This window comes from Promicromonospora noduliphila (genome assembly GCF_056951025.1).
On the sequence record NZ_CM167806.1, the window covers coordinates 197636 to 212980 of the forward strand.

The 15345-nt window shown below is 73.5% G+C and carries 15 protein-coding genes; 6 read left to right on the forward strand and 9 right to left on the reverse strand.

Features of this window, described 5'->3' with window-relative positions; genetic code table 11:
- The first annotated feature begins 68 nt into the window (after positions 1–68).
- The 4 genes from AC0QU1_RS00825 (at position 69) to AC0QU1_RS00840 (ending at position 4221) form a co-directional block, all read left to right on the forward strand.
- Positions 69–440, forward strand: coding sequence for a YciI family protein (locus tag AC0QU1_RS00825; protein ID WP_483573773.1), 372 nt, complete (start codon positions 69–71; stop codon positions 438–440).
- Positions 428–1681, forward strand: coding sequence for an RNA polymerase sigma factor (locus AC0QU1_RS00830; protein WP_483573774.1), 1254 nt, complete (start codon positions 428–430; stop codon positions 1679–1681). The genes AC0QU1_RS00825 and AC0QU1_RS00830 overlap by 13 nt, the downstream gene beginning before the upstream one ends.
- A gap of 119 nt (positions 1682–1800) precedes the next feature.
- On the forward strand, positions 1801–1986 hold the full coding sequence (locus tag AC0QU1_RS00835) for a hypothetical protein (RefSeq protein ID WP_483573775.1): 186 nt from the start codon (positions 1801–1803) through the stop codon (positions 1984–1986).
- A gap of 102 nt (positions 1987–2088) precedes the next feature.
- A complete protein-coding gene (locus AC0QU1_RS00840; RefSeq protein ID WP_483573776.1) occupies positions 2089–4221 on the forward strand; it encodes a penicillin-binding transpeptidase domain-containing protein in 2133 nt (710 codons plus the stop codon).
- A 202-nt stretch (positions 4222–4423) separates the two neighbouring features.
- Here AC0QU1_RS00840 and AC0QU1_RS00845 read toward each other — a convergent pair whose 3' ends face one another.
- The 8 genes from AC0QU1_RS00845 to AC0QU1_RS00880 form a co-directional block, all read right to left on the reverse strand.
- Complete coding sequence (locus AC0QU1_RS00845) at positions 4424–4891, reverse strand: hypothetical protein (RefSeq protein WP_483573777.1); 468 nt, start codon at positions 4889–4891, stop codon at positions 4424–4426.
- Positions 4892–5101: 210 nt separating this feature from the next.
- The gene (locus AC0QU1_RS00850; protein WP_483573778.1) at positions 5102–5488 is read right to left on the reverse strand and encodes an SHOCT domain-containing protein; all 387 of its coding nucleotides are present in this window, start codon (positions 5486–5488) and stop codon (positions 5102–5104) included.
- A gap of 116 nt (positions 5489–5604) precedes the next feature.
- Positions 5605–6282 (reverse strand): response regulator, encoded by a 678-nt coding sequence (locus AC0QU1_RS00855; protein WP_483573779.1) that lies wholly within the window; start codon positions 6280–6282, stop codon positions 5605–5607.
- A complete protein-coding gene (locus tag AC0QU1_RS00860; protein WP_483573780.1) occupies positions 6279–7796 on the reverse strand; it encodes a sensor histidine kinase in 1518 nt (505 codons plus the stop codon). Before AC0QU1_RS00860 ends, AC0QU1_RS00855 begins: the two co-directional genes overlap by 4 nt.
- Positions 7797–7976: 180 nt before the next feature.
- Positions 7977–9215, reverse strand: a complete 1239-nt coding sequence (locus AC0QU1_RS00865) for an amidohydrolase (protein WP_483573781.1) — start codon at positions 9213–9215, stop codon at positions 7977–7979.
- A 73-nt stretch (positions 9216–9288) separates the two neighbouring features.
- The gene (locus AC0QU1_RS00870) at positions 9289–9585 is read right to left on the reverse strand and encodes a DUF4287 domain-containing protein (protein WP_483573782.1); all 297 of its coding nucleotides are present in this window, start codon (positions 9583–9585) and stop codon (positions 9289–9291) included.
- A gap of 113 nt (positions 9586–9698) precedes the next feature.
- Positions 9699–10130 carry an HIT family protein gene (locus AC0QU1_RS00875; RefSeq protein WP_483573783.1) on the reverse strand — a complete coding sequence of 144 codons (432 nt, stop codon included), beginning with the start codon at positions 10128–10130 and terminating at the stop codon, positions 9699–9701.
- 54 nt (positions 10131–10184) lie between these two features.
- The gene (locus AC0QU1_RS00880; RefSeq protein ID WP_483616358.1) at positions 10185–10658 is read right to left on the reverse strand and encodes a group II truncated hemoglobin; all 474 of its coding nucleotides are present in this window, start codon (positions 10656–10658) and stop codon (positions 10185–10187) included.
- 159 nt (positions 10659–10817) lie between these two features.
- Between AC0QU1_RS00880 and AC0QU1_RS00885 the strand changes: the two genes are divergently transcribed.
- Positions 10818–12890: an NAD(+) synthase gene (locus tag AC0QU1_RS00885; protein WP_483573785.1), complete on the forward strand. Its 2073-nt coding sequence runs from the start codon at positions 10818–10820 to the stop codon at positions 12888–12890.
- A gap of 68 nt (positions 12891–12958) precedes the next feature.
- A complete protein-coding gene (locus AC0QU1_RS00890) occupies positions 12959–13738 on the forward strand; it encodes a copper resistance CopC family protein (RefSeq protein WP_483573786.1) in 780 nt (259 codons plus the stop codon).
- Between the two features lie 83 nt (positions 13739–13821).
- On the opposite strand, the gene AC0QU1_RS00895 is transcribed toward AC0QU1_RS00890, so the two are convergent.
- The gene (locus AC0QU1_RS00895) at positions 13822–15267 is read right to left on the reverse strand and encodes an MFS transporter (protein WP_483573787.1); all 1446 of its coding nucleotides are present in this window, start codon (positions 15265–15267) and stop codon (positions 13822–13824) included.
- Positions 15268–15345 lie beyond the last annotated feature (78 nt).

Consider the following 15345-nt stretch of genomic DNA (forward strand, 5'->3'; position numbering starts at 1 on the left):
CCTGTCGATCGGACACCCGCGAGATCGTCACCCCGGTGTCAGACAGACACCGACCGGAGGACAGAACCATGCGATACACGATCCTGCTGCACTACCCGGAGATGAAGCCAGAGGACCTCGCCCCGGGCGGCTGGGAAGAGGGGGAGCGCGAGTTCGACGCCTACGCGACGGCGCTCGACCAGGCGGGGGTGCTCATCTCGGCGGAGGTGCTGCAGCCGTCGTCGTCCACGACGACCGTCGCGGTGCGCGACGGCGAGCTGCGTATCCAGGACGGCCCCTTCGCCGACACGAAGGAGCAGCTCGGCGGCACCTTCGTGGTCGACGTGCCGGACCTCGACGCGGCGCTCGCGTGGGCGCAGAAGGCGCCGTCGGTCCAGTGGGGCACCGTGGAGGTGCGCCCGTCCGCCACCCACTTCGAGAACGGCGCGTGGACGCGCTGACCACTCCCGGTGAGGTGCGGGCCGCTGCGGAAGCGGCGGCCCGCACCTCGTACGGCCGCCTGCTCGCCCTGCTCGCGGCGCGCGACGGCGACATCCAGCGTGCGGAGGACGCCCTCGCCGAGGCCTTCGAGCGCGCCCTGCGTCACTGGCCCGACGACGGCGTGCCGCACAACCCCGACGGCTGGCTCCTCACCGTGGCCCGCAACCGGCTGCACGACCTGTACCGCTCCGCCGCGCACCGCACCACGGCCCCCGCCGACGCCGGGCCCGAACCCGCCGTCCTGCCCGAGGAACCCGACCCCGGCGCGATCGGCGACCGCCGCCTGGAGCTCATGTTCGTCTGCGCCCACCCCGCGATCGAGGCGGGCATCCGCACGCCGCTCATGCTGCAGACCGTGCTCGGCGTCGAGGCGCGGGACATCGCCGCTGCGTTCGCTGTCCCCACGCCCACGATGGCGCAGCGCCTGGTCCGGGCCAAGCGCCGGATCCGGGACGCACGCATCCCGTTCCGCATCCCGGGGCGGGAGGAGGTGCCCGACCGGCTGCCGCCCGTGCTGGAGGCCGTGTACGGCGCGTACGCGATCGACTGGCGCGGCGCCGCGCCGGAGGTCCGCGGATCGCTCACCGGTGATGCGCTCACCCTCGCCCTCCTGCTGGCGGACCTGTTGCCGGAGCCGGAGGTGCTCGGCCTGGCCGCACTGCTCTGCTTCTCGTTGGCACGCGCGGACGCACGCGAGGTCGACGGCGCGTTCGTGCCGCTCGACGAGCAGGACGTCGGCCGGTGGGACGCCGCGCTGATCGAGCGCGGCGAGGCGCTGCTCCGCCGCGCGCTCGGCGGGCCGGTGCCCGCCGGCCCGCTCGGCCGGTTCCAGCTCGAGGCGGCGATCCAGTCCGCACACTGCGCGCGGGCCCGCACCGGCCGGACCGACTGGCCGGCGCTCCTCACCCTGCACCGGGCGCTGCTCCGCGTTGCCCCGACGCTCGGCGGCCGGGTAGCGCTCGCGGCGGTGCTCGCCCGGGTCGACGGCGCGGCGGCGGGCCTGGCCGAGCTGGACCAGGTGGCGGCGTCGGACGACCGGGCGGCGGGCCGGTTCCAGCCGCTCTGGGCGACCCGTGCGCACCTGCTTGCCGAGGCCGGGGAGGCCGACGCGGCACGGGCCGCCTATGCCAAGGCGATCTCGCTCACGACCGACCCCGCCCTGCGCGCCTTCCTTGCGGACCGGAGCGCCGCGACCGGGTGAAGTCCGTCACGGTGGTCACAAGAGCCGGGCCGGCACCTCCCTCTCAACGAAACGAGCTCCTGGTTCGTCCTGTGAGCTGAGGGCCCTCGTCCGAGGGGGCCGGCGAACGGGGAACTGCCATGACGACCAGCACAGCGACGATCACCGGCGACGACGTCGGCGCCATCGAGCGCGATCTGCGGCGCATGGAGCTGCTCGTGCGCCGCGAGCACCGGATCCGGGCCGCCGGACGTCCGGCACCGATGGTGTCCTATCTCAAGCTCGCCACGCGCCCGCGTGACCGGTGGCGGCACCCGGATGCGTGACGCCGGGGCGGGGCCGCAGACCCAGGGGGTTCGGCGGCCCCGCCGCATTTCACCCTGGAAATTTCACGTGGCGATCGTGACCAGGCCCTTAGGCTCCTGGGCATGAGCGGATACCCGTCACCTCAGCTTCCGGCGGACGGTCACGCACCGGTGCCGCCACCGCCAGGTGGGTACGCCTCGATACCGCCGGCGGGCGATCCTCCGCCACCTGCCGAGCCTCCCCGCCGGCGCAGGGGGCGGACGGCGCTGATCGTCGTCGCCGTCGTGGTCGTCCTTGCGGCGGCGGGTCTCGGGGCCTGGTACCTGCTCCGGCCGCCGCCCATCCCGTCGCCCGAGCCGGCGGCCGAGGAGCTCGCGGCCGCGCTCCAGGCGGGGACGCCGGCGGACTTTCCGCTCACCATGGAGACGTCGGCCTCGCCGGACGAGCAGTACGCCCTGGTGTTCGAGCAGCTCCTGGCCGCCGTCGGCGAGGAGGAAGAGGGGAGCGTGACGGTCAAGAGCGTCACGCCCATGACGGAGGGTGACGACGGCACCGCCACCGCCACCGCGACGTTCTCCTGGAGCTGGCCCGTCACGCAGGACACACCCTGGGAGTACGAGACGGCCGTGCGGCTCACCTACCCGGGCCCGACGAACGGCGAGCCGGGCGTCTGGCAGGCCGCGTGGGACACCGGCGTCCTGGTGCCCGGCCTGGAGGCGGGCGAGCGGCTCGCCGTCGAGCGTACCGAGCCCGTGCGCGGCGAGATCGTCACGACCAGCGGCGAGACCATCGTGGGCCTCACCCCCGTGCACCACGTGGGCATCGACAAGACCCGCCCGGGCTGGAACACCGCCACGGAGCGGCTCGGGAGCCTGTTCGGCTTCGACCAGGCGACGATCGCCGACATCTCCGCGCAGGTCCAGGCCGCGGGCGACAAGGCGTTCATCGAGGTCATCACGGTCCGCGACAACGACCCGGAGTACGACTTCGACGCCGCCATGGCGATCGACGGCGTCGTCGGCATCCCCGACGAGCTGCCGCTCGCGCCCAGTCGCGACTTCGCACGGGCCGTGCTCGGCACGGTCGGCGAGGCGACGGAGGAGATCATCGCCGAGTCGGAGGGCGCGGTCGAGCAGGGTGACATGGTGGGCCTGTACGGCCTGCAGGCCGACTACGACGAGCAGCTCCGCGGCGTGCCAGGCCTCGCGGTGACGATCGTGCCCGCCGAGGGCGGCGAGGGCCGCGAGGCGTTCACCATTGAGAAGCAGGACGGCGAGCCGCTGGTGACCACCCTCGACCCGGCGACCCAGCTCCGCGCCGAGTCGGCGCTTGCCGACATCGAGGACCTCGCGAGCGCGATCGTCGCGATCAGGCCGTCCACCGGCGAGGTGCTCGCGGCGGCGTCCGGTCCGGGCTCCGAGGGGCTCAACACGGCCACGCTCGGGCAGTACCCGCCGGGTTCGACGTTCAAGATCGCGACGTCGCTCGCGATGCTCCGCGCCGGGACCACACTGGACACGACGCTGGCCTGCACCCCGACGATCAGCATCGAGGGCCGCGAGTTCCGGAACGTGCCCGGGTACCCGCAGTCGGCGATCGGCGACGCCGTGCCGTTCCGGACCGTGTTCGCGAACTCGTGCAACACCGCCTTCATCGCCCAGCACGAGACGATCACCCAGCAGCAGCTCCACGACGCCGCGGCGTCGCTCGGCCTGGGCGTCCAGCCAGAGGCCTTCGGCGCCGCCGGCGTGTTCGGCGACGTGCCGACCGAGGCGGGGGGCACCGAGCACGCGGCGTCGATGATCGGACAGGGTCAGGTGCTGGCCACGCCGCTGGCGATGGCGACCGTCGCCGCGAGCGTCTCCGCCGGGCACACGGTGTCTCCGTACCTCGTCGAGCCGTCGGAGCAGCCGTCGGACGAGTCCTCGGCCGAGCCGTCAGGCGAGCCGTCGGACGGCGAGACGGGCGGCGGGGCCGCCGAGGCGCCGCCGAGCGACCTGACCGCGGAGGAGGCGGCCGCGCTGCGCGAGCTCATGGGCGGCGTGGTGCGGGAGGGCTCGGCCACGGTGCTGCAGGACGTGCCGGGGATCGTCGGCGCCAAGACGGGCACCGCGCAGTTCGGCGACGGCACCAGGGCGCACGTCTGGACGGTCGCGATGACGGACGACCTCGCGGCGGTCGTGTTCATCGAGGAGGGCGAGCTCGCCTCGACGGACGCCGCCCCGGTGATGCGCGAGTTCCTCGCCGGGAGCTGACGTCGGCCTCGCCGTGGACTGACGTCGGCCTCGCCGTGGGCTGACGTCGGCGAGGTGGTCACCCGGGACGGCCGGGGCGCCTCGGCGTGTGGTGCTCCGGCCGGAGTTCTCCGGCCCTCGGCCGACGGCTCTCCGATGGGGGCTCAGCCCCGGAGCGGCAAGGGGGCGAGACTCAGCCCTCAGAGTGGCAAGAGGGCGAGACTCAGCCCTCGAACCCGGCCTCCGTGCACGTGGCCTGGTAGGCGGCGATCGCGTCGGTGACCGCGCTCGGGCGGGCGATGGAGCCGTCGAGCGCCTGGTCGAACGGTGCGCGCACCGCCTCGAGGTGAGCGATGCTGACCTCGTCGGCCTTGCCGATGATCAGGCCGATGTTCCGGCTGATGGAGGTCGCGGCGCCGGTCCGCTCCTCGTCGAGCGGGGCCTGGACGGCCTGTGCGAGCTGCTGGATGTTCGTCACCAGCGGGCCGCTGAAGAACACGTTGCACGCCTCGACGAGGTCGTACTCGCCCGTGCTGATGGGAGCCTCGATGACCGGCGACGGTGCCGCCTGCGGCACCTCCTCGCCGGACGGCGCGAAATCGCTGGCCATGTCCTCGAGAGCCGAGCATCCGGACAGCAGAAGTGCACAGGAGACCACAGCGACGGTCGCCCAGTTCTTGCTGGTGCTCACGATCTACTTCCCTCATGTCAACGGGGCAAAAATGTGCGGATCGGTCGCACTCGCCCGCTCGTCCGCGAGTCTAGCGTCACGGCCGTCGCGGAAGGCCAATCCCCAGGTGGCCATGATGGGGAGTAGTACCCGGCACTGCCGCCCGGGTCGGCACACGTCCGGCGCCCAGACCGCCCGAGGCGGTCTGGGCGCCGGAGCCTCCGGCGAGGGTCAGCGGTCGCCGTCGGTCGGCGGCTGGTCCTGCGGCGTCGGGCTCGCGGGGGGCGCATCAGTCGCTGTCGGCGTGGCACCAGGGTTGGCGCCTGCCGAGCGGAGGACGGCGAGCCGCGAGCGGTACTCGGCCTCGTCGATCTCTCCGCGGGCGAACCGGTTGCCCAGCAGCGTCACCGGGTCGGTGCCCGCCGACGCGTGCGTGGCCCACGGGCCACCCCAGCCGCCGCGCGGACCGCGCCGGGCACGCCGTGCGATCAGGAAGACCACTGTCGCGAACAGCAGGAACCACAGCAGCGGGAAGATGAAGAAGAACGGGCCGGGCCCGCCCCAGCCCCAGCCGTAGTGGGGCCCGTTGGCGAGGACCTCTGTCGTCGCGGTGAGCATGTCGACCTCCAGCATTCGGTTCGGCCGGTCGTTCCGGCCACACCATCAGGCTGCCGTCGTGCGCCGCCGGGGTCGTCACTCCCGCGTACCTGCTGCCCTACACCCGTGGTGCCGAGTCACCCCGTGCCTCCTCCGGCCCACCCGGGCCGCACCAGCCCCGCCTCGTACGCGAGCACCACGAGCTGCGCACGGTCGCGCGAACCGGTCTTCGTGAGGACCCGGGAGACGTGCGTCTTCACCGTCGACTCCGACAGGTACAGCTTGCCCGCGATCTCGTCGTTCGCGAGCCCGCCCGCCACCTCGACGAGCACCTCCCGCTCGCGCGGCGTGAGCTCGGCGAGCGCAGGCGCCGGCCGGACGGCGCGGGTCGCGTCCGCGACCTTGGCCAGCAGCCGCCGCGTCACCGTGGGCGAGAGCAGCGCGTTGCCCGACGCCGCCACGCGCACCGCCCGGACCAGCTCGGCGGGCTCGGTGTCCTTGACCAGGAACCCCGAGGCCCCGGCCCGGATCGCCTCGGTGACGTACTCGTCGAGCTCGAAGGTCGTCACGACCACCACGTGCACGCCGGCCGCCCGGGGCTCCGCGATGATCCGCCGCGTCGCCGCGAGCCCGTCCAGGCCAGGCATGCGGATGTCCATCAGCACCACGTGGGGCAGGTGCTCGAGGGTGAGCGTGACGGCGTCGTCTCCGGTGGCGGCCTCGGCCACGACGCGCATGTCGTCCTCGGAGTCGATCAGGGCGCGGAACCCGCCGCGGACCAGGGCCTGGTCGTCGGCGAGCAGGACGTCGATCATGCGGTCTCCCCGGTCTCCGGTGCGGCAGGTGGCGCGGCAGGCGGTGTGGTGGGCGGTGCGGTCCCGGCCGGTGGGCCCTCGGCGGACGCCGCGACCGGCAGGCTGGCCCGGACCTCCCAGCCTGTCCCGTCCGCGCGCGGGCCCGCGGTGAGCGTTCCCCCGGCGCCCTCGACCCGTTCGCGCATCCCGAGCAGCCCGTAGCCGGGCTCGACCGGCCCTGCGGGCCCCACGCCGTCGTCGGCCACCAGTACCTCGACGCCGTCGCCCCTGGTCACGCGGAGCGTGACCCGGCGGGCCGACGGCGCGTGCCTGCGCACGTTGGTCAGCGACTCCTGGACCACGCGGTGCACCACGCCGGCGAGGTGGTCGGGCAGGTCACCGACCTCAGGGGCCAGCTCGACGGTGACGTCGAGACCGTCGGCGCGGGCCTGGTCGGCCAGCCGGCGCAGGTCGGTGAGGTCCCAGGTCGGGGTGAGCGGCGCGGCGTCGCTCCACCCCAGCGCTGCGCCGGGGCCGACGGCGTCGTGCGACCCGGTCGGGCTCCCCGCCCCGCGGCGTGGACCCGCGGGTGTCCCGGCGGCGACCTCGTCGGACGGCGTGCCCGGCGCCGGCGAGGTGCCCTCGCGGACGATCCCCAGCACCGTGCGCACCTCGGTGAGCGCATCCCGGCTGGTGTCGCGGATGTTGGACAGGGCCTCGCGCGCCTGGCCCGGGTTCTTGTCGAGCAGGTGCAGCCCCACGCCGGCCTGCACGTTGATGGCGGACAGGGAGTGGGCCAGGACGTCGTGCAGCTCGCGCGCGATCCGCAGCCGCTCCGAGGCGACGGCGGTGCGCTCACGCTCGGCGGCCGTCTCCCGCGCCGCTGCCCGTGCGGCGACCCGGCGCGCGATCCGGTCCCGGGCCGCGCTCGCGATCAGCAGCACGACGGCGAGCCAGGCGGCTCCCCCGATAAGCCCTCCGGTGGTCAGGAACCATGAGCCGTCCCCGTCGCTCCAGTAGGGACCGTAGGAGCGTGGGCCGGGGCCCCAGCTCTCGTGCGGGCTCGCGGGCTGGTCGTTCAGGAACCGTTCCACGCGCGGGGCGAGCAGCGCGGCCGCGGCCCCGACACCCCCGGCGAGCAGCGCCGCGCCCGACCAGGCGATCAGCCGGGCCCGTCGCGCGTCGCCGCTGAGCATGACGCCCGCCAGCACGGCGACCGGTCCCAGCAGGACCGGGCCCCACGGGTACCCGGCCAGCAGGAACGTGAGGGTCGCCGCGACGGACAGGACCGTCGCCAGGGCAGGGCGGCGCGGCAGCAGGAACAGCAGCGCGACCGGCGCGACCAGCAGCAGGAGCGTGCCGACCAGGTCCGGCTCGTTCGCCCACGGCTGGCCGCGCGCGGCGCCGGCCGAGCCCAGGCTGGAGACGAGCGCCACGGCGACGGCGAGGAACATGCGCGGCCGCAGGCGGTCGAACGGCCCGGTGACGGGCGGCTCCGCGAGGGCGGCGCTGTTCGGACGGGTGGAGCCCAGCATGCTCGCACGCTACGCCGGGCGGAGGCCGGCCGCGTCGTCCCGGGGTGCCGAAGCGTGTCGCCCCGGGGTGCCGGGCTGGGCGGGCGGGGCTTGAGTGGTCGGCAAAATGTCAGGTGATCGGTAGTCCGAGTTGCCGATCACCTGACATTTTGCCGACCACCAGCCCAGGGGGCGCCCCCCTCAGGCGCTGAAGCGGGTTGCGCGTTCCAGGACGCGGCCCGCGCCGCGGCCGCCGTCGGCGGTGGGGTCCCAGGTGTAGACCTCGGTGCCGGTGATGAAGACGCGCTCGGCACGGGCGGTGGTGTCGAGCGGGTCGCCGGACCAGAGCACGACGTCGCCGTCGAGCCCCTCCCTGATCGCGCCCACCCGCTGGTCCAGGCCCAGGAAGGACGCCGGGTTGGTCGTGATCGCCGCCAGCGCCGTGGCCCAGGGCAGGCCGTCGCGGAGCGCGAACGTCGCCTGGTGCACCAGGAAGTTGATCGGGATGACGGGGTGGTCCGTGGTGATGGCGACGCGCACACCGGCGTCGGCCATCTTGACCAGGTTGCCGATGGAGCGGTCGCGGAGCTCGACCTTGGAGCGGGACGTGAACATCGGGCCGTAGATGACCGGGATGTCCTTCTCGGCGAGGACGTCGGCCACCTTGTGGCCCTCGGTGCCGTGGTTGATGACGAGCCGGTAGCCGAACTCCTCCGACAGCCGGATGGCCGTGGCGATGTCGTCTGCCCGGTGGGTGTGCTGGTCCCAGGCGAGCTCGCCGGCGAGGACCCGGGCCAGCGTCTCCTTGCCGAGGTCACGCTCGAACGGCTTGCCCTCGGCCGCCGCGGCGTCGCGCTTGGCGACGTAGTTCTGCGCGTCGACGAAGGCCTTGCGGATCACGGCGGCGACACCCAGGCGGGTCGACGGGAGCTGCTTCTTGTCCCCGTAGACCCGCTTCGGGTTCTCGCCGAGGGCGCTCTTGACGGACACGGCGTCGCTGACGACCTGTTCGTCCACGGTGCGGCCGCCCCAGGTCTTGATCGCGACGGTCTGGCCGCCGATCGGGTTGCCGGAGCCCGGCTTGATCACCGCCGTCGTCACGCCGCCGGCGAGGGCGTCGCGGAAGCCCTCCTCGTCCACGTGGATGGCGTCGAGCGCGCGAAATGCGGACCCGTCGGGGCCGGTCATCTCGTTGACGTCGTGGCCGGCCCACCCCTCGCCCTCCTCGTGCACGCCCAGGTGGCCGTGCGCCTCGACGAAGCCCGGCAGGAGCCACCTGCCCTGGGCGTCGATGGTCGTGATGCCCTCGGGAACCACGACATGCTGCCCGACGGCGGTGATCACGCCGTCCTCGATCAGGACCGTGCCGCCCTCGACGGGGTCGGTGGCGACGGGCACCACGTGGGCGTTGGTGATGGCGATGCTGGAGCGGGTTGTCATGGGTACATCATTGCCCAGGGTAATGACATTCCGGCACGGGCCCCCTACGGCCGTGGCAGCGGCCCGGGCGGCGTCAGCCCGACGACGCCGGGTTGGTCGCCTTGCCGTCGAGCCACAGGGTGTCGGACTCGTCGCGGTGCGAGCCCGAGGTGCCCACGTGCTTGGTGCTGATCTGCGGCCCCTTGGTGATGACGTGGACAAGGGCCATGCCGTGCCCGCGGCCCAGGCCGTAGTCCTCCTTGAGCCACTCGAGGATCGGAGTCGCCTTCGTGGACGCGTCGAACCCGCGCTCCTCCGCGAGCTTGATCAGCTCGCGTGGGGTGTGTCCCGTCTTGTCCTCGACGGCGTCGAGGTAGCCCTGGAAAGACATGAGCGGTCCTTTCACGTGAGGGTGTGCTGCCGGTCGGCAGCACGGTCCAGGAGGACAGACGCCGGCGGACGGCGGTACTCATCGGTGTGCCGCATCGACCCGACAGGCTCCGGTCAGACGGCCTGACGCAGGAGGTCCGCCGCGGCGGCGATGCGCGCTGGATCGCCCGGCGTCGGTGTCCACGGGAGGCGCAGTCCGTCCCGGTCGGAGTCGTCGAGGTAGCGGGGCACCACGTGGATGTGGAAGTGGAACACGGTCTGCCAGGCGGCCCCGCCTGCGCAGTTCAGGAGATTCACGCCGTCGGCTCCGAGCTGCTTCACGGCCCGGCCCGCGACGCGCTGCGCGGTCAGCGTGCACGCGGTGAGGTCCTCGGGCGCGACGTCGTGCAGGTCGCGGGCGTGCGCCTTCGGGATCACGAGCGCGTGCCCGTCGGACGCGGGGTTGATGTCCATGAAGGTGAGGGTGTGCTCGTCCTCGTCGATCTGGGCCGAGGGCAGCTCGCCTCGAACGATGCGGCAGAAGAGGCAGTCGGGTTCGTTGGCCATGAGCCGGGATGCTAGCGGCGGCACGGCGTCGGTGGCTCCACAAGTGCGCTTCTATCAGGCGTGCAGGCCCTCGCGGCCCCAGCGCGGCGTCGGCCCGGGGTCGCCGAGGTCCGTGCCGACCGGGTCCTGCGAGACCTCCTGCGCGATGGCGGTGCCCCACTCGAAGTAGGCCATGAGCGGGGCATGCAGGTCCGGCGAGTCGGGGAAGGTGTCCTCGACCGCCGCCGACATCAGCTCGAGCCAGCGCTGCCGGTGCTCGTCGCGGATCCCGAGACCGAGATGGCTGCGCAGCAGGGACTGGTGGCCGCCGAGCGACGTCGTGAACTCCGTGGGACCGCCGAACACCTCGCTCAGCCAGACCGCCACGTGCTCGACGTGGCGCGGGCTGAAGTTCGCGAAGACCGGCGCGAGCAGCTCGTCCGCGAGGACCCGCTCGTAGAACGCATCGCTGAGCCGGCGGAGGGTGGGCAGGCCACCCAGGGAGTCGTAGAGCGTGGGCTTTGGCTCCATGCCGGTCAGCCTACTCACGGGCATCCACGGTGCGGCGCCGTCGGTGAATCCAAGAGTGCGCTTCTACCCAGCGATTGGGTCCAGAACTCGCGACTGGATTGGGCCGAATCGCTGGGTAGAAGCGCACTCTCGCGGGACCACGACGAGCACAGAGCGCAGATCCATAGACTCGGGTACGTGGACTTCTACAACGCGTACGCCCAGGGTTTCGCCCGGGTCGCGGCCTGCACCATCCCCGTCGCCGTCGCCGATCCCGCGGCCAACGCCGCCGCGGTCCTCGACCAGGCGCGGCAGCTCCACGACGACGGCGTGGCCGTCGCGGTGTTCCCGGAGCTCTGCCTGAGCGGCTACGCGATCGACGACCTGCTCATGCAGGACACGCTCCTGGAGTCGGTCCTCGACGCCCTCGCCGACCTCAAGGCCGCGAGCGTCGAGCTCATGACGACGCTCGTCGTCGGCGCTCCCCTCCTGGTGGGCAGCCGCCTGCTGAACACCGCCGTCGTCCTGCACCGCGGGCGGATCCTGGGTGTGGCGCCCAAGTCCTACCTGCCGAACTACCGCGAGTTCTACGAGAAGCGGCAGTTCGCGAGCGGCGACGAGCACCGCGGCACCCTCACCCTGCTCGGCGAGGAGGTGCCGATCGGCTCCGACCTCATCTTCCGGGCCGACGACGTCCGCGGGCTGGCGATCCACGTCGAGGTCTGCGAGGACATGTGGGTGCCCGTGCCGCCCAGCGCGCTGGCGGCGCTCGCGGGCGCGAACGTGCTGCTCAACCTGTCGGCGAGCCCGATAACCGTGGCCAGGGCCGAGGACCGCCGGCTGATCGTGCGCAGCGCGAGCTACCGCTGCAACGCCGCCTACGTCTACACGGCGGCGGGCCAGGGCGAGTCCAGTACCGACCTCTCGTGGGACGGCCAGACCATGGTCTACGAGGCGGGTGACCTGCTCGGGGAGACCGAGCGGTTCCCCGACGGTCCGCGCGCCACGGTGGTCGACGTCGACCTGGACCGCCTGCGCCAGGAGCGCCTGCGGCAGGGCACGTTCGACGACAACCGGCGCGGCCTGGGTCTGGCGCCCGGCGGGACGGGCGCCGACGGCCCGGAGTTCCGCGAGGTCACCTTCACCGTGCACCCGCCGCAGGGTGACATCGGCCTCCGCCGCAAGGTGGACCGCTTCCCCTTCGTGCCGGACGACGCCGACCGCCTCGCCCAGGACTGCTACGAGGCCTACAACATCCAGGTGACGGGACTGGAGCAGCGCCTGCGCGCCATCGGGCAGCCGAAGGCGGTGATCGGCATCAGCGGCGGCCTGGACTCGACGCACGCGCTGATCGTCGCGGCCAAGGCGATGGACCGGCTGGGCCGGCCGCGCACCGACATCCACGCGTTCACCATGCCGGGCTTCGCCACGGGCAAGGAGACGAAGGACCGCGCGGTCCGGCTCGCCGAGGCCCTCGGCGTGACGTTCCAGGAGCTCGACATCCGCCCGGCCGCCGAGCAGATGCTTCGCGACCTGGACCACCCGTACTCCGCCGGCGCCGAGCAGTACGACGTCACGTTCGAGAACGTGCAGGCCGGGCTGCGCTACGACTACCTGTTCCGCCTCGCGAACCACCGCGGCGGGATGGTGGTCGGCACGGGCGACCTGTCGGAGCTGGCGCTCGGCTGGTGCACCTACGGCGTGGGCGACCAGATGTCGCACTACGCGGTGAACGCCGGCGTGCCCAAGACGCTGATCCAGCACCTCATCCGGTGGACGGTCGACAGCGGACAGTTCGCGCCGGAGGCGGACAGCCCGGTCAACGCGGTGCTCACCGAGATCGTCGAGCAGGAGATCACGCCCGAGCTGATCCCCGCCCAGGAGGGCGAGACGCCGCAGTCCACCGAGGCGATGGTGGGTCCGTACGCCCTCCAGGACTTCACGCTGTTCCACGTGCTGCGGCGCGGCTACCGGCCGTCCAAGATCGCGTTCCTGGCCTGGCACGCGTGGCGCACGGTGGACGACGGCGACTGGCCCCCCGGCTTCCCGGCCGCGCGCCGGACCGCCTACGACCTGGCGACGATCCGGCGCTGGCTGGACATGTTCGTGCGCCGGTTCTTCGCCTCGCAGTTCAAGCGGTCGGCCCTGCCGAACGGCCCGAAGGTCTCGGCGGGCGGCACGATGTCGCCGCGCGGCGACTGGCGCATGCCCTCGGACGCGACGCCGGCGGCGTGGCTCACGGAGCTCGAGAAGAACGTCCCGGAGGCCTGACCGGCGCTCGCCGTGCGGCCGGTCACCACGCCCCGTCCACCGCGATCCACCAGCGGTAGGGTTTCGTCATGCCTGCTGTCTCCGTTGCCCTGGCCCGGCCCGGGAGCCGTCGCCTCGTCCGCGTGCTCACCGTGTTCGCGGCGGTCCTGACCTTCGCGGCGCTGCTGCTGGCCGCGGGCCCGGCGAGCGCCCACGACCAGCTCCTGTCGTCCGACCCGAAGGACGGCGCCACGCTCGACGAGCAGCCGGCCAGCATCACGCTCACGTTCAGCGCCGCGCCGCTCGACACGGGTATCGAGGTGGCCCTGACCGGCCCGGACGGCACCACCGCCCAGGGCTCCGACATCCGGGTGGACGACGAGGTGGTGACCGCCCAGCTCCCCGCCGACCTGCCCCCGGGCGCGTACGACGTCGCGTGGCACGTGGTCTCGTCCGACGGCCACCCCATCGACGGCGAGTTCAGCTACGAGGTGGCGGGCGAGGCCGAGCCCACCGCCGACCCGAGCGACGAGCCCGAGACGTCCACGCCGGAGGCCGAGCCGACCGACACGGCGGACGCCACCGCTACCGCCACCGACGACGCGGGCGCCGAGGAGCCGAGCACCCCGACCGAGCTGGCCGGAGCCGGGGACGGCGCGGGCCCCAGCGGGCTGGCCATCGGCGGCGGAATCGTCGCTGCGGTGCTGGTCGCGCTGGGTGTCGTGGTGATGATGCGCCGCAAGATCCTGGAGAACGACCGGCTGCGCCAGGCCGACGAGCCCGACTCGGAGGAGCCGGGCACCGGGGCGCCGGGCAACGGCAAGTCCCACAACGAGAACCCGGACGACAAGGACCGGCCGAAGGGCTGAGGCGCGTGTCTTCCGGTCGCCCGGCGCCCGGGCGGCCTGGCAGATGCCGGCCGCTCCGAGCGGCCGGCATCTGCCGGAGCCGGTCAGGGCTGACGAGCCCGCGCGGCCAGGACGACCGTCACCACGGCGGGGGCCAGCAGGATGGCGCCCGCCGTGTTCACCACCTCGAACCCGCCCCAGGCGAGGAGCGGTCCGGCCAGCGCCGCGGAGCCCGCGCCGAAGTAGTTCATCAGCGCGTCGGTGGCGCCCTGCAGCGGCAACTTGACCTCCGGCTCCGCCACGGCCGCCAGCACCGCCGACGACGCGATCACGCACGCCGACCAGCCCAGCCCGAGCAGCACGAGCGCCACCGCCGTGAGCAGCTCCGTGTCGAGGGCCGGACCCGCGGCCCCGTGCCCCGCGTGCGCCTCGGCGTCGGGCGCCACGGCCGCTGCCGTGAACCCGAGGGCCACCGCGGCGCCCTGCAGCACCATCCCGCCGACGGCGACGCGCAGCGCGCCGAACCGGTCGGCCAGCCAGCCGAACACCGGGCTGAGCGCGAACATCCCGAGCACGTGCAGGCTGATCACTATGCCGACGAGCTGCAGCGACATCCCGCCGTGCTGCATGTGCACCGGCGTCATCACCATGACCATGATCATCACGCCGTGCGCCACCGCGGTGGTCACCACGGCGAACCGGGCCCGCGGGTGCGCCCAGGCCCACCGCAGCGCGGTGAGGGCCCCGGTCCGCCGGGGTTCGGCGCGCTGCGCAGCGCCGTCAGGCTCACGTCCGACGGCGGCGCGGGCACCTCGGCTCGCCGCCTCACCCTCGACCCGGCCCGGCGCCTCGTCCGCGACCGGACCTGTCGCCTTGCCCACAGCTCTGCCCACCCCACGGCGGACCGCGACGGCGGCGGCACCGATCGGATCCCGGTACAGCACCGCGAGCAGCAGCGCGGCCAGCAGGTACGCGACTACCGAGAACAGGTACGGCCCGCCGAGGTCCGGCACGCCGATCCCGCTGCCCACCACGGCGCCGGGCGCTGCGAGATTGGGCCCGACGACCGAGCCCACCGTCGTCGACCACAGCACTACCGACATGATGCTGGCGCGCGTGCCCGCCCCGGCGTTGTCGGCGGCGGCGTACCGGGACTGCAGGTTGGCCGCGTTCGCGACGCCGTAGAGCGCGAGGCCGACCAGCAGGACGACGAGCTGGCCCACCACGGCTGCCGTCACGATGAGCAGCGCGCCGACCGTGGACAGGGCGTAGCCGAACGAGAGGGCCCAGCGCCGTCCGCGGAGCTGGGCGAGCGTCGCCAGCGGGATCGAGGCGACCGCCGCGGCGAGCACGCCCACGGCCTGCGCGAGACCCGCCATGGACGTACCGCCGAGGCGCTCCGCGAGCAGCGCGCCCACGGCGGCACCCGACGCGACGCCGACGCCGGCCAGGAGGTTGCTGAACACGAGCACGACGAGGTTGCGGCGGGCGTGCGGGGTGCTCTCGGGGGCCGGCGCGACGGGCTCGGCCGCCGCTTCGGTGGTGCTCACGGCGCCCTCGACGGTGGCTGGAGGGTCAGACGGCGGATTCTCCACGATTTCCTCTCATTGGCGTTGCGCTCCCGGAAC

Coding starts and splice junctions, on each gene's coding strand:
- AC0QU1_RS00890 (WP_483573786.1), top strand. CDS start 12,959: ATGCCTGCTGTCTCCGTTGCCCTGGCCCGGCCCGGGAGCCGTCGCCTC.
- AC0QU1_RS00855 (WP_483573779.1), bottom strand. CDS start 6,282: ATGATCGACGTCCTGCTCGCCGACGACCAGGCCCTGGTCCGCGGCGGG.
- AC0QU1_RS00835 (WP_483573775.1), top strand. CDS start 1,801: ATGACGACCAGCACAGCGACGATCACCGGCGACGACGTCGGCGCCATC.
- AC0QU1_RS00865 (WP_483573781.1), bottom strand. CDS start 9,215: ATGACAACCCGCTCCAGCATCGCCATCACCAACGCCCACGTGGTGCCC.
- AC0QU1_RS00875 (WP_483573783.1), bottom strand. CDS start 10,130: ATGGCCAACGAACCCGACTGCCTCTTCTGCCGCATCGTTCGAGGCGAG.
- AC0QU1_RS00840 (WP_483573776.1), top strand. CDS start 2,089: ATGAGCGGATACCCGTCACCTCAGCTTCCGGCGGACGGTCACGCACCG.
- AC0QU1_RS00825 (WP_483573773.1), top strand. CDS start 69: ATGCGATACACGATCCTGCTGCACTACCCGGAGATGAAGCCAGAGGAC.
- AC0QU1_RS00860 (WP_483573780.1), bottom strand. CDS start 7,796: ATGCTGGGCTCCACCCGTCCGAACAGCGCCGCCCTCGCGGAGCCGCCC.
- AC0QU1_RS00870 (WP_483573782.1), bottom strand. CDS start 9,585: ATGTCTTTCCAGGGCTACCTCGACGCCGTCGAGGACAAGACGGGACAC.
- AC0QU1_RS00850 (WP_483573778.1), bottom strand. CDS start 5,488: ATGCTCACCGCGACGACAGAGGTCCTCGCCAACGGGCCCCACTACGGC.